Consider the following 13,309-nt stretch of genomic DNA (forward strand, 5'->3'; position numbering starts at 1 on the left):
ATGCGCCCGCGCCGACGGTTCCGAGCGCGATTTCAGCGTCTGTGGAGAACCCGATCCTCAACCGTCCCTGTGGACAGCAACCGGCCCGCAACCGGGCCCAGAAATCAGAGCCGAGGCCCCACGACGACCGCCACGCACCCCGGCCCGACGTGCGCACCGAGCACGGCACCCAGCTCCCCGACGCGTACGTCGCCGTTGATCTTGCCGTTCAGCTCCGAGGAGAGTCCCTCGGTCATCGCGGCCGCCCGGTCCGGGCTGCCCAGATGGGCGACGACCACCTCTACGGCGTCGGCGTCCTCGCACGCCTCGACGCCGAGAGCCTGAAGCCGGGCGATCGCCCGCTCGGCCGTACGCACCCGCTCGTGCGGCACGACCCGTCCTTCCTCGATCGTGAGCAGGGGCTTGACCGCCAGTGCCGTCCCGAGCAGTGCGGCGGCAGCACCGATCCGGCCGCCGCGACGAAGATACTCGAGCGTGTCGACGTAGAAGTAGGAACGCGTCGCCGCGACCCGCTCCAGCGCGGCCTCGCGCGCCTCGGCGGCGCTCCCGCCGCGACCCGCGACGGCCGCGGCCGCCATCACCGCGAACCCGACACCGGGCCCGACCTGACGCGTGTCGACGGTGACCACCGGAATCGGGGCCTCCCGGGCGGCGAGCATCGAGGACTCGCACGTCGCGCTCAGCTCCGCAGAGAGGTGGATCGAGACGATCTCGTCGAAACCCTCGGCCGCGAGCTTCGCATAGACCTCCCCCAGGAGCGCCGGCGAGGGCCGTGAGGTCGTCACCGTCTTGTGCGCGGCCAACGCCGTCAGCAGCGCATCCGGCGACGTCTCCTCCACCCCGTCGTCGTACGACGTCCCATCCACGATCACCTGCAACGGCACCGATGTGATCAGCTCCGTGGCATCCCCGAGATCGGATGGAAGCATCGCGGTCGAGTCGGTCACGATCGCTACCCGGGCCATGCCAGCAGCCTACAGATCCAGCCCATCCCGGGCCTCCCCCGATCCCGAACAGCAGTCGAATCATCGCCCGATCGCGTCATGAGTCGAGAGGCCGTCCGTTTCATCGACATACCTGGTCGCCCCGGCAACGGAGCCGGCCGCGACCACGTTCCGCACCCGAAGGAGGCACATCATGACCGTCAAGAGCATCGAGTCGAGCAGCCGTCAGACACCATCCGAGACCTCCGGACTCGTCATGCTGCTCATGCTCCTCGCGATCCTGACCGCGGTGACGCTCCTGACCGTCTGACACCGATCAGGAGCCCGCACGTACGCGAAAATCGCGCCGACCCAGGTCGATCCGATGCCGGCGTACTTTCGCGGGCGCCATCTCCGATCCCCAAGCCCATACCGAACCCGAGGCCACGGGCAGGCCTCACCTAAGGTCGCTGCGCAGGAATCTCTCGGTAAGTCTCTTGCAGCGCAACGAGGACCGGATCTTCGGCGTCGAACTCGTGACCGTCGATGAGCCTGATCGGACGCACACCGATGCTCGCGTTCGTGGCGAATGCCGCTCGCATCCTCGAGACATCGGCCAAGGGGACTGCGCGAGTCACGTGCGACGCATCCGCCGCAGTCAGCAAGGCCATCGTGACCCCAGGAAGAACCGCGGCCTCGGGCCAGACGACCTGTCCATCTTCGGTCACGAATCCGACGTTCCAGGTGCTTCCCTCGCTCACACGACCCGACGCGGGGTCGACGAAGAGGACGTCATCGAACCCGGAACGCTTCGCTGCGACTCGATGGTGCAATTGACTGAAGAGTCCGACGTGCTTGACCTCGGGGCTGTCTCGCTGGAACTCCACGGTCTTCACACGCAGCGGCTGCAGTCCTCCAGGTGCACCGGCCCGAGTCGTGATCAGGGAGACCGGGTGTGCTTCGACCGTGCCGACATTACCGAGCGTGATCTGGGGATCGAAGACGGTCACCCGGAGCGTGTAGTCGCCTGACTCGGCGGCGACAACATCCCTGATCTGGGCCAGCAGATGAGAGCGATCCAGCTCCGCGTCGAAGACGGTCTTGCAGTCCCGGGTGAGCCGGTCGAGGTGGAGGTCCAATCCCCTGACCGCGCCACTCGCCACATGCATCGATGTGAAGTGTCCGAAGCCAGTCAGTGCCAGTGCACCCAGCTCAGCGGCGGTCGCGTCCCGGCCATCAACTGTCGCCATGGCGTCACCTTCTCACGAAGTGCAGGAACGCTCAGGGCAGTGTCGAGATCGGATCATTCCGACCGCGGTTTGGTCCCAGAACACAGACCGGGCGGTCGCTGCCGAGCAGCCTCTCCTTCGACCAAAGTGGTCGAACCGGGAGACGCTCAGCAGCGACCGACGACGTCACACGACGATGTTGACCAGCTTGGGCGCGCGGACGATGACCTTGCGTACGGTCTGGCCCTCGATCGCGGCGGCGATCGACGGGTCGGCCAGCGCGGCGGCCTCCAGGTCGGCCTCGGAGATCGAGGGCGAGACCTCCAGGCGGGCGCGCACCTTGCCCTTGATCTGGACGACGGCGGTGACGGAGTCCTCCACGAGCAGCTCCGGCAGAGGCGTCGGCCACGCAACCCGCGCGACCGTCGGCTCGTGCCCCAGACGCTCCCACATCTCCTCGGCGGTGTAGGGCGCGACCAGCGAGAGCAGGATCGCGACCGTCTCCGCGGCCTCACGTACGGCAGGGTCGGCCGGGCCGCAACCCGAGTCGATCGCCTTCCGGGTGGCGTTGACCAGCTCCATCACGCGAGCGACGACCACGTTGAACCGGTAGGACTCGATCAGCTGCTCGGCCTCGGCGACGGTCTTGTGAGTCGTACGCCGCAGCGCGACGTCGCCGTCCTCGAAGGACACACCCGGCGAGGACGTCACGTCCCCGGCCAGGCGCCAGGCGCGCTGCAGGAACTTCGCCGAGCCGCCCGGCGAGACGTCGGCCCAGTCGATGTTGTCCTCGGGCGGGGAGGCGAAGACCAGCGTCAGCCGGGTCGCGTCGACACCGAACTCCTCCAGCACGTCCGAGAGGTTGACGCCGTTGCCCAGCGACTTCGACATCTTCTTGCCGCCGTTGATGACCTTGCCCTGCGACAGGTACGCCGAGAACGGCTCGTCCCAGTCGATCAGGCCGATGTCGCGCAGCGCCTTGGTGAAGAAGCGCGCGTACAGCAGGTGCAGCACCGCGTGCTCGTCGCCACCCAGGTAGAAGTCGACCGGACCCCACTCGCGGGCGGCCTCGGTGGAGAACGCCCGGGTCTCGTCGGTCGGCGACAGGTAGCGCAGGAAGTACCACGAGGAGTCCACGAAGGTGTCCATCGTGTCCGAGTCACGGGTGGCCGGACCGCCACACGTCGGGCAGGACACGTTGACCCACTCCGAGGCGGCCGCCAGCGGCGAGACGCCCTTCGGCTTCAGGTCAGCGCCCTTCAGCTCCGGCAGCTGCACCGGCAGCTCGGACTCGGGCACCGGCACCTCGCCGTCGACCGGGCAGTGGATGATCGGGATCGGCGCGCCCCAGTAGCGCTGGCGCGACAGCAGCCAGTCGCGCAGCCGGTAGTTGATCGTGCCCTTGCCGTGGCCCTCGGCCTCCAGCTTCTCGATGATCTTGTGGATGCCGCTCGCCTTGTCGGCGACACCCTCCAGCTCAGGAGAGTTCACGTACGCACCGTCACCGGCGGTCGCGACGTACGTCTCCTCCGGGTTGTCCGCACCAGGCACGTCCACGACGCGACGGACCGGCAGCGAGAACGCCTTGGCGAAGTCCAGGTCGCGCTGGTCGTGGGCCGGGACGGCCATGACCGCGCCGGTGCCGTAGTCGGCCAGGACGTAGTCGGCGGCCCACACCGGGATCTGCTCGCCGTTGACCGGGTTGGTCGCGGTGACGCCCAGGTCGACGCCGGTCTTGGGACGGTCGGTCGCCAGCCGGTCGATGTCGGAGGCCTTGCGTACGTCCTCCAGATAGCTCTCCAGCGCAGCCGCCCGGTCGGGCGCCACGATCTCGGCGGCCAGGTCGGCGTCGGCGGCGACGACCATGAAGGTCGCGCCGTACAGCGTGTCGGGACGGGTCGTGAAGACGGTGACCTTCTTGGTCTCACCCGAGGTCAGCGAGATCTCGAAGTCGACGTGCGCGCCCTCGGATCTGCCGATCCAGTTGCGCTGCATGTTGACGACCTTGCCGATCCAGGTGTCCTGCAGCGTGTCCAGGCCGTTGTACAGTTCCTCGGCGTAGGCCGTGGTGCGGAAGTACCACTGGGTCAGGTCACGCTTGGTGACCGTCGCGCCACACCGCTCGCACTCGCCGTTGACGACCTGCTCGTTGGCCAGCACGGTCTGGTCGTTGGGACACCAATTGACCGGCGACTTCTTCCGGTAGGCCAGGCCGGCCTCGTACAGCTTCAGGAAGATCCACTGCGTCCACTTGTAGTACTCCGGATCGGAGGTGTGCAGGCGGCGCGACCAGTCGAAGGAGATGCCGTAGCGCTTGAACGACTCCGCCTGGGTCTCGATGTTGGCGTAGGTCCAGCCGGCGGGGTTCTCGTTGCGCTTGATCGCCGCGTTCTCGGCGGGCAGGCCGAAGGAGTCCCAGCCGATCGGGTTCAGGACGTCGAAGCCCTTCAGCCACCAGTAGCGCGCCAGCACGTCGTGCAGCGCGGTCACCTCGGCGTGGCCCATGTGCAGGTCGCCCGAGGGGTAGGGGAACATGGTGAGCGCGTAGCGCTTCTCGGCCCCCTCGCGCTGGCCTGCCTTGAACGGCTCCAGCTTCTCCCAGATGGGGCGCCACTTGTCCTGCAGCTCCACGACGTCGTACGTCGCCTGCTCGGCCTGCTCCTGCGTCATTGGTCTTTCGTCCTTGTCGAGATTCGTGTCGAGACTGCTTCTGGAACGAAGAAACCCCTCACATGGAGGGGTAGCCGCGTGACCGGGGTGTGTCCCTCAGGGTCAGCGCGGCTGCCTAAGAAGCAGGACAGACATCTGCATGTATCCAGGGTAGCCGACCACGGCGGCGACCGACATTCGCAGCCCCGCCATACTCCCGGGCGAGACATCGGTGACAGGGTCGAAGGCCTCTAGAAAGCCACTTTCGATAGGTCATGAGTTCTGCCCTGCGGATCGACCGACAGAAAATATGGCCAGAGGGGCCTTCACCTATTGCGACGGTCAGTTCGAGCGTGCCAAACTGGCGACGCTCCGCTGCTCGTGATGTCGGTCGTGAATGAGGACCCCCCCATCTCATCCAAGGAACGCTCCGAGCAGCGGAGTCCAAATCTTTGAGGCCCAGCGACGAAGTCGCCGGGCCTCAAAACGATTTGGAGATCGAGCGAGCGCAGCGGGTGAGCCTGCGAACCCGCGAAGCGGGTCGAGATCCAGTCGGTACGTGGATTCAGCACCACGCCTACGGCACCCGACTGATCCACTCCCTCGTGCCGTGCTTGCCGGCGACCAGCGCCGCCGCCTCGTCGATCGTGCCCTGATCGATCCCGACGTACGCAGCCCCGAAGCTCTGCTCGAACTCGGCGAGCAGGGCGGCGATGACCTTGTCCCGCGACAGCCCGGTCTGGGAGCGGATCGGGTCGACGCGCTTGGCGGCGCTCCTGGTGCCCTTGTCGGACATCTTCTCCCGGCCGATCCGGAGCACCTCGAGCATCTTGTCGGCGTCGATGTCGTAGGCCATCGTCACGTGGTGCAGGACGCCGCCGGGGATCCGTTTCTGCGCGGCACCCGCGATCTTGCCGACCGGCGAGGCGATGTCGTTCAGGCCGGCGTACGCGGCCTCGATGCCGACGCGCCGCAGGCCACGGAGCACCCACTCGTCGAGGAAGGCGTAGGACTCCTGGAAGGACATGCCGGCCACGAGTGTGTCGGGCACGGCAAGGCTGTAGGTGATCGTGTTGCCCGGCTCGATGAACATCGCGCCGCCACCGGAGATGCGGCGTACGACCTCGATGCCGTGGCGCTCGGCGGCGGCCTGGTCGACCTCGTTGGAGAGGGACTGGTAGCTGCCGATCACGACCGCGCTGCTGGCCCAGTCCCAGAACCTCAGGTTGGGCGCGCGGCGGCCTTCGGCGACCTGCCGGAGGATGACCTCGTCGAGGGCCATCTGCATCGTCGGGGATAGCGGGCCGGTCTCGACGACCTCGAGGTCGAGATCGTCCCAGGTCGTGGCCCGACCGAGCGCCCGCAGCACCGTCAGGGCGATGTCGCGGGTGCCGAAGCCGACCAGCTCCGCGTCGCGCGCGGCGGCGTCCAGGGAGGCGGTCAGATGGTCGAGGGACGCATCGACCGGCTGCCCCTCCAGCGCCGCGGTCAGCCACTCCAGCGCCTCGTCCGGTTCCAGGAAGAAGTCGCCCGAGAGGACGACGTCGATGATCGTGTCAGCGGAGACCGTCGCGTCGACGACGACCAGCTTGCCGCCGCGTACCTTCCGCTCGCCATGCACTCGTTCGCTCACAGTCCCTCAACACCGTGAGCGACCGGAATCATCCCCTGACTACACGGCCGCGCCGCAGGATCCGGCGGTGTCGGCGAGGCGGGTGAGACCGACCGGACCGACCAGGGGACGCGGGTCCTCGGCGAGCGTCCAGGCGCCGTCGACGAGGACGTAGTCGCCCCGGACGTCACCCGCGAGCAGGGACCGTACGCCGGCCACCAGCCGGTCCACGTCGGCGACCGAGGTGCCGAGGCCGATGCTGGCGCGGACCGCGCCGCCGGTGAGCCCGAGGCGCTTGAGGAGCGGCTGGGCGCAGAAGCGGCCGTCGCGTACGCCGAGGCCGTGCTCGGCGGAGAGGTACGCCGCGACCCGGCCGGGCTCGATGCCGTCGACGGTGAACGTGACGACGCCGACCGGCTCGTCGGAGTCGGGCCACAGACGAAGGACCTCGACACCGGAGAGAGCGGACAGGCCGGCCACGAGGCGCCCCCTCAGCGACGCCTCGTGGCGGTCCAGGTCGGTGGCCGGGAGGCCGCCGAGAGTCGTACAGGCGGCCGCGAGCGCGGCGGCGCCGATGACGTTGGGCGAGCCGCCCTCGTGGCGCGCGGGCGCGGGCTGCCACGTGGTCTCCCCGACCTCGACGTCGTCGACCGCCCCTCCCCCGGCGAGGTAGGGGGTGCCGACGTCGAGCCAGTCGCGGCGGCCGACCAGGGCACCGGCACCGTAGGGCGCGTAGAGCTTGTGGCCGGAGAAGGCGACGTAGTCGGCGCCGGTCGCTGCCAGCGAGAAGTGGCGATGGGCGAGCAGCTGGGCGCCGTCGACGAAGACCCGCGCACCGTGGGCGTGGGCCAGGGTGACGATCTCCCCGATCGGGAGCGACTCGCCGGTGACGTTGGAGGCACCGGCGACCGCCACCAGCGCATAGTCACCTCGGGCCAGCTCTCCGGCGAGCGCGTCGATGGTGCCGGCGAGCGTGTCGAGGCCCGCGACCGCGGTGACGCCCGCCTCGACCCGGTGCCACGGGAGCAGGTTGGCGTGGTGCTCGATGTCGAGGACGAGCACGCGCCCGGGTACGCAGCCGGCCAGCAGGTTCACGGCGTCGGTGGTGTTGCGGGTGATGACGGTGACGTCGTCCTCACGGGCGCCGACGTAGGCGCCGATCGTCGCGCGCGACTCCTCGTAGAGGGCGGTCGAGACCTGGGACAGGTAGCCGGCGCCACGGTGCACCGACGCGTACCAGGGCAGGACCTCGGCCACCCGGTCGGCGACGCTCTGCAGCGCCGGCGCCGACGCGGCGACGTCGAGGTTCGCGTACGTCACGGTCGTGCCGTCCAGCAGCGGGACCTGGGTGTTCGAGCCGACGAGCGGAAGCAGGGACATGGGGGCACCCTTCGGGGATCATGGCTCCCCGGGGCCGCACGAGGACCGCCCGGTGGAGCACGCGCTTGCCCGCGCCACCTCGGCGAGGGCCTGGTCGTCACCCGGAGCACCCCACCGCGTGGGAGGGTTGCCCGCCAGCAAGCCGGGGCTTCGCGCTGGCAGTCGTGACCTTCGCCGAGGATCGTGCCGGAGATCCCGGCCACCCGCAAAACCGACGTCTCGCTCCGTGGGCAGGAATCTCGCAGTTCGGACGATCGGTCAGTCGTCTCCGCGCCCCGGGCGACCACCGTCGCCCCACCCGTCGCCGTTCCCCTCGTTGCCGTCGCACGCGCCGAAGAACTCCGCGATCGGGTCGCACTCCTCGCCGTCCCCCTTGTCCTCAGGCGGCGCCGGCGGCGCGATCAGCTGCTCCTCGTGGCCGGACTCCGGGTCCTGACCGTCGACGTAGACGGGCTCGGGGAAGCTCATGACCTCCTTGCCCTCCAAGGCCTTCGCCATGATCGCCGCCCAGGTCTCGGTGGGATAGTCCGCGCCGAAGTAGGACGGCATCCAGCCACCGTCGAGCCTCCCCTCGCCGTTGCCGCGCGAGTAGCGCACCGCGGTGGCGATCTGCGGCGTGAACCCGACGAACCACGACGAGCAGACGTACTGCTCGCTGGTGCACGTGCCGGTGCCGGTCTTGCCGGCGACCGGGCGGCCGATGGCCTGCGCCTTCTGGCCCGAGCCGCTCTGCACCACGCCCTGCATCGCGTACGCCACGTCGGCCGCGATGTCCTCGGAGATCGCATGGCGGGCGTGCTTGCGGCCGTCCCAGCTGTAGAGGACGTTGCCGGCGCGGTCGCGGACCTTCTTCACCACATGGACGTCGTGGCGGTAGCCGCCGTTGGCGATCGTGGCGTAGGCGTTGGCCATGTTGATCGGGCTGACGTTGGCGCCACCCAGCGCGATCCGGTCGTCCTGGTCGGTGAGGTAGCCCGACGTGCTCGGGATGCCGGGATACCTCGGGTCCGCCTTCTCCGGGGTCAGGCCCGCGTCGAGCGCGGTCTGGTAGATGGCCTTGCGGCCCTCCTCGGCCCCGCCCATCGACTCGGTCATGTCGATGTAGGCAGTGTTCACCGACTGCTCCAGCGCCTTGAGCATGGTGATGTGCTGGCCGTAGTCCATCCCGTCGGCGATGCCGGCCTGCTCGCCCTCGTTGACCACCTGGGACCCGGTGTAGGTCGTGAACGGCGAGTCACCGGCCCACGTCGACTCGAGCGAGTAGCCCTTCGCGATCGCCGCGGCCGTGGCGAAGACCTTCATCGTCGACCCTGCGTGGCCGCCGGTCGCGGCCCAGTTGTGCTGGCTGTCGAGGTAGTCCTGGCCGCCGTAGAAACCGAGCAGCCCACCGGACGCGACGTCGACCGAGGCGGTCGCCACGTGCAGGGCGTTCTTCTGCTCGGGGTCGTTCTTGACGTACGCCTTGCGGTTCTTGGGCTTCACCGTCTTCGCTGCGGTCGCGGACGCCTTCATCACCTTCGGCGAGAGCGTCGCGGTGATCCGCAGGCCGCCGCTGTCGATCTTCTCCTCGGTGAACAGGGGCTTGCCGTCGGCACCCTTCAGGGCGAGCAGCTCGGCCTTGATCATGGTGAGCGCGTGGCCGCGCTGTCCGCCGAGACGGCTCGACACCGTCTTGGCGGGGAACTTCGGCAGCGCGTCCTTGACCTTGTCGGCCTCCGCCTGCTTCAGGTAGCCGAGGTCGACCATGCCGGAGAGGACGTACTGGTAGCGGCCGAGCAGCTTCTCCTTGCCGCGGAAGGTGCTGCTGGCCGGGTCGAAGCCGGCCGGGTTGTTGAGGATCGCCGCGAGCGCCGCGGTCTCCTGCAGCGACAGGTCCTTGGTGGACTTCGCGAAGTAGGCCTTCGCGGCCGCCTCGATGCCGTAGGCGCCGCGGTTGAAGTAGATGGTGTTGAGGTAGTCGGTGAGGATCTGGTCCTTGCTCTTCTGCCTGGTCAGCTTCAGGGCGATGACCGCTTCCTTCAGCTTGCGCGAGTAGGACCGCTCGGAGCTGAGGTAGTAGTTCTTGACGTACTGCTGGGTGATCGTGGACGCGCCCCCGGCGGTGCCCGCGGTCGTGTTGGAGAACGCCGCCCGCACGATCCCCTTCACGTCGACGCCGCTGTTCTCGTAGAACGTACGGTCCTCGGCGGCGACCACGGCGTGCTTGACCATCTCCGGGATCTCGTCGGCGTCCAGCTTGATCCGGTTCTGGTCGCCCTCCTGGTAGCGGCCGAGCTCGGTCTTGCCGTTGCTGTAGTAGACGAACGACGTCTCGACCTCGAACTCGGCGTTGGGGTCCGGCACCGTGATCCGGTTGTACGCCACGATCGCCGTCATCGAGCCGATCAACGCGATCGCCAGGAAACCGACGAGCGCCACCTTCGCGGTGAGCTTCCCCCAGCGTCGCCAGCTCGGCGGCGGCGCCGAGGGCCGGTTACCGGAGGACCTGGTCGCAGACGTCTTGGTCGCCGAGCTCCTGGCCGCGGCCCACTTCTCGGCCGCCCAGGCCTTGGCCGGCTCGGCCCTGGCGAGCAGGGCTCGGGCGGTCGACGGTGCGGGGGTGGCCCGGCGCGCACCCGGCCGACTGGGCGTGGCCCGAGGCGGCTCGGCCGCGATCCGAGGGGCGGGCGGAGGAGGCGGCCGCCACGAGGGCGGCGGACCGGTCGGACCCTTCGGAGGCTCGGCGCTCCGGTGTTCCATTGCTCCACCTGACCTAGGCAACTGATTGCGGCGGCCGATGATCCTACCCCGGCAGGTATGACGAAGGAGGCCGACCCCGTCGGGGCCGGCCTCCATGTCGGTCGTACGCCGCGGCGTACGGCCTAGATCACTTCTTGATGTCGAAGCGGTCGTTCTCCATGACCTTGACCCACGCCTTGACGAAGTCGTTGACGAACTTCTCCTTGGCGTCGTCGCCTGCGTAGAGCTCGGCGATGGCGCGGAGCTCGGAGTTGGCGCCGAAGACCAGGTCGACGCGCGAACCGGTCCAGCCGTTGGTGCTGGTGTAGGTCGTCTCGTCGGCGGACGGAGTCCACTGCTGGTCGTAGTCGAGCAGGTTGACGAAGAAGTCGTTCGTCAGCGCGCCCGGGGTCTTGGTGAAGACACCGAGGTCGGAGCCGTCCCAGTTGTTGCCGATCACGCGCAGGCCGCCGGTGAGGACGGTCGCCTCAGGGGCGGAGAGGCCCAGGAGGTTGGCGCGGTCGATGAACAGGAACTCGGAGGGCAGGTTGAGGAACCCGGAGTCGTAGTTGCGGAAGCCGTCGGCCACCGGCTCGAGCCAGGCGAAGTTCTCCGCGTCGGTCTGCTCCTGGGTGGCGTCGACACGACCGGCCGTGAACGGCACGGTCACGTCGTAGCCGGCCGCCTTGGCGGCCTGCTCGACACCCACGCCACCGGCGAGGACGAGTACGTCCGCGAAGGAGACACCGGTCGCGGCGGCGATCTCCTCGTACTTCGCGATGACCGGCTTGAGCTCCTCGGGCTGGTTGACCTTCCACGACACCTGCGGCTCGAGACGGATGCGACCACCGTTGGCGCCACCGCGCTTGTCGGAGTTGCGGTAGGTGGCCGCAGCCTTCCAGGCGGTGGAGACGAGCTGCTGGGGGGTCAGGCCGGACTCGGCGATCGCCTTCTTGGCGGCGGCGATCGAGGCGTCGTCGGTGGCGGCCGAACCGGTCGGGAGCGGGTCCTGCCAGGGCAGGTCCTCGGCCGGGACCTCGGCGCCGGCGTAGCGGCTCTTCGGGCCCATGTCGCGGTGGGTCAGCTTGAACCAGGCTCGGGCGAAGGCGTCGGAGAAGGCCTCCTGGTCGTCCTTGAAGCGGCGCGAGATCGCGTCGAACTCCGGGTCCATGCGCAGGGCGAGGTCGGAGGTGAGCATGCGCGGCTCGCGCTTGCCGTCACCGAACGCCTCGGGCACCAGGTCGGCGCCGCCGTTGTTCTTCGGCTTCCACTGCTTGGCGCCGGCCGGGGACTCGGTGAGCTCCCAGTCGTAGGCGTAGAGGATGTGGAAGAACTCGTTGTCCCAGCGGGTCGGGTGGTAGGTCCAGGTGACCTCCAGGCCCGAGGTGACCGCGTCGGGGCCGACGCCGGTGCCGTGACCGTTCTTCCAGCCGAGGCCCTGGTTCTCCAGGGGCGCGGCCTCCGGGTCGGGGCCGATCAGGTCGTCGGGGTGGGCACCGTGGGTCTTGCCGAAGGTGTGGCCACCGGCGATGAGCGCGACGGTCTCCTCGGAGTTCATCCCCATGCGGCGGAAGGTCTCCTTGATGTCCACCGCGGACTTCAGCGGGTCGGGCTCACCGTTGGGACCCTCCGGGTTGACGTAGATCAGACCCATCTGGACGGCGGCCAGCGGCGCCTGCAGGTCGCGGTCGCCGGTGTAGCGCTCGTCGTCGAGCCAGACCTTCTCCGGGCCCCAGTAGACGTCGTCGTCGGCCTCCCACACGTCCTCGCGGCCACCGGAGAAGCCGAAGGTCTTCAGACCCATGGTCTCCAGCGCGACGTTGCCGACCAGCACGAACAGGTCGGCCCAGGACAGCGACTGGCCGTACTTGGCCTTGACCGGCCACAGCAGACGGCGGCCCTTGTCGAGGGAGACGTTGTCGGGCCAGGAGTTCAGCGGCGCGAAGCGCTGCTGACCGCTGCCGGCGCCACCGCGGCCGTCGTGGCTGCGGTAGGTGCCCGCGGCGTGCCACGCCAGGCGGATCATGAACGGGCCGTAGTTGCCGAAGTCGGCGGGCCACCAGTCCTTGGAGTCGGTCAGGACCGCGGCGATGTCAGCCTTGACGGCGTCCAGGTCGAGAGCCTCGAAGGCCGCCTTGTAGTCGAAGTCGGGGTCGACGGGGTTGGCCGCAGGGTGGTGCTTGGCCAGGATCTTCAGGTTGAGCTTGTTGGGCCACCATTCCTGGTTGGCGCTGCCGACGGTCGGGTGAACGCGGCCGGCGTTCATGACCGGGCACTTGCTCACGGACTCTTCAGACATCAGGTTCCAATCCTTCTTGTTCGGATCACTTGCTGCTCTGGGCGGCCTGGCACTGCGGACAGGTGCCCCAGTAGATGACCTCGGCCTCGTCGACGACGAAGCCGTTGTCGTCCGATGCCGTCAAGCAGGGCGCATGGCCGACGGCGCAGTCGACGTCGGCGATGCTCCCGCAGGAGCGGCAGACCACGTGGTGGTGGTTGTCCCCGACCCGGGTCTCGTAACGAGCCACCGAGCCGGACGGCTGGATGCGGCGTACGATCCCGGCCGCGGAGAGCGCGGCGAGGGAGTCGTAGACGGCTTGATGGGAGACGTCCGGAAGCCGTTCACGCACCGCTCCGAGGATGGTCTCGGTGTCGGCGTGCGCGTTCTCGGTGACGGCCCCCAGAACGGCCACTCGCGGGCGAGTGACGCGCAGAGAGGCACCTCTCAGCAGCTGTTCGTAGTCCGCGTTCCCCACGCCCCAGACACTACGCGAAATCCTGAATGAGTCAAGAAACGG

Annotated in this window: 8 protein-coding genes and 1 riboswitch; all 8 genes read right to left on the minus strand. The window is 68.8% G+C overall.

All coding sequences use genetic code 11. The features are described 5' to 3' along the window. Nucleotides 1–104: 104 nt before the first annotated feature. The 8 genes from G5C66_RS04010 to G5C66_RS04045 all read right to left on the minus strand — a co-directional run bounded on the left by G5C66_RS04010 (nt 105) and on the right by G5C66_RS04045 (nt 13,267). Nucleotides 105–965, minus strand: a complete 861-nt coding sequence (locus G5C66_RS04010) for a DegV family protein (protein ID WP_165109680.1) — start codon at nt 963–965, stop codon at nt 105–107. A 419-nt stretch (nt 966–1,384) separates the two neighbouring features. Further along, nucleotides 1,385–2,173 (minus strand): aminotransferase class IV, encoded by a 789-nt coding sequence (locus G5C66_RS04015; RefSeq protein ID WP_165109681.1) that lies wholly within the window; start codon nt 2,171–2,173, stop codon nt 1,385–1,387. A gap of 165 nt (nt 2,174–2,338) precedes the next feature. Further along, on the minus strand, nt 2,339–4,822 hold the full coding sequence (gene leuS / locus G5C66_RS04020) for a leucine--tRNA ligase (protein WP_165109682.1): 2,484 nt from the start codon (nt 4,820–4,822) through the stop codon (nt 2,339–2,341). 556 nt (nt 4,823–5,378) lie between these two features. Further along, a complete protein-coding gene (locus G5C66_RS04025) occupies nt 5,379–6,434 on the minus strand; it encodes a lipoate-protein ligase small subunit (RefSeq protein ID WP_338144059.1) in 1,056 nt (351 codons plus the stop codon). Between the two features lie 39 nt (nt 6,435–6,473). Beyond that, nucleotides 6,474–7,793: an aminotransferase class V-fold PLP-dependent enzyme gene (locus tag G5C66_RS04030; protein WP_165109683.1), complete on the minus strand. Its 1,320-nt coding sequence runs from the start codon at nt 7,791–7,793 to the stop codon at nt 6,474–6,476. A 56-nt stretch (nt 7,794–7,849) separates the two neighbouring features. Next, a riboswitch (SAM riboswitch) is annotated at nt 7,850–7,963 on the minus strand. A gap of 88 nt (nt 7,964–8,051) precedes the next feature. Beyond that, nucleotides 8,052–10,532 (minus strand): transglycosylase domain-containing protein, encoded by a 2,481-nt coding sequence (locus G5C66_RS04035; protein WP_241248231.1) that lies wholly within the window; start codon nt 10,530–10,532, stop codon nt 8,052–8,054. A gap of 127 nt (nt 10,533–10,659) precedes the next feature. Then, nucleotides 10,660–12,810: a catalase/peroxidase HPI gene (katG, locus tag G5C66_RS04040; protein WP_165109684.1), complete on the minus strand. Its 2,151-nt coding sequence runs from the start codon at nt 12,808–12,810 to the stop codon at nt 10,660–10,662. Between the two features lie 25 nt (nt 12,811–12,835). Beyond that, nucleotides 12,836–13,267, minus strand: a complete 432-nt coding sequence (locus G5C66_RS04045) for a transcriptional repressor (RefSeq protein WP_165109685.1) — start codon at nt 13,265–13,267, stop codon at nt 12,836–12,838. Nucleotides 13,268–13,309: the final 42 nt, after the last annotated feature.

The organism is Nocardioides turkmenicus (assembly GCF_011045035.1).
In the GTDB taxonomy this organism is placed as follows: domain Bacteria; phylum Actinomycetota; class Actinomycetes; order Propionibacteriales; family Nocardioidaceae; genus Nocardioides; species Nocardioides turkmenicus.

Coding starts and splice junctions, on each gene's coding strand:
- G5C66_RS04010 (WP_165109680.1), bottom strand. CDS start 965: ATGGCCCGGGTAGCGATCGTGACCGACTCGACCGCGATGCTTCCATCC.
- G5C66_RS04015 (WP_165109681.1), bottom strand. CDS start 2,173: ATGGCGACAGTTGATGGCCGGGACGCGACCGCCGCTGAGCTGGGTGCA.
- leuS (WP_165109682.1), bottom strand. CDS start 4,822: ATGACGCAGGAGCAGGCCGAGCAGGCGACGTACGACGTCGTGGAGCTG.
- G5C66_RS04030 (WP_165109683.1), bottom strand. CDS start 7,793: ATGTCCCTGCTTCCGCTCGTCGGCTCGAACACCCAGGTCCCGCTGCTG.
- G5C66_RS04035 (WP_241248231.1), bottom strand. CDS start 10,532: ATGGAACACCGGAGCGCCGAGCCTCCGAAGGGTCCGACCGGTCCGCCG.
- katG (WP_165109684.1), bottom strand. CDS start 12,810: ATGTCTGAAGAGTCCGTGAGCAAGTGCCCGGTCATGAACGCCGGCCGC.